Genomic DNA, 606 nt, shown 5'->3' on the forward strand with positions numbered 1-606 from the left:
CGATGTACCGCCGTCGTTATGAGTGGCTAGACAACACCAAAGCCGAGTTTGCGACGCGTCTGCGTTAATCCAGCGTATCACGCAACATCTTGTTTATTCGTTTACTATTCGGAGTCCTTATGTCTTACAAATACGCCGTAGCATGCTTGTTGTCTGCACTTTCTGTCACCGCTCATGCCGAGCCAACCAAACACATTGTGGGGGCGAATTTAGGCTATGGTGACGTCAGTTACGACGTCAATAATGGCCATGATGACGGCGACATGTTCTTAGGGGATGTGTATTACCGTTACATGTTCGACCAAAACTTCGGCCTTGAAGCAGGTTACAAAGGCGCGTTTAACGGCATTGGTTCTGTACTCATTAGCCCAATATCAGAAATCACCGACGTGAGTTACGGCGGTCCGCGAATCAGCGGTTACGTAAGCTACCCTTTGGTTGCTGGTTTTGAGCTTTACGGTAAAGGCGGTATCACTTACTACACGTTAAGTTACACGCTTAAAAACAATGGCCAGAATAAAGAATATGACGAGTCTAGCCTTGGCGGAGAAGCCGCAGCAGGTGTCGCTTGGGGCTATAAACACTTTGGTTTGAACTTAGAATACA

1 protein-coding gene is annotated in these 606 nt (G+C 47.4%); it reads left to right on the forward strand.

The annotated features are described in order from the left end of the window. Positions 1-119 precede the first annotated feature (119 nt). Positions 120-606, forward strand: a 487-nt coding sequence (locus tag R7E78_RS28205) for an outer membrane beta-barrel protein (protein ID WP_318058894.1), incomplete at its 3' end; no start/stop codon positions are given.

It is taken from the genome of Vibrio sp. YT-19(2023), from assembly GCF_033337395.1.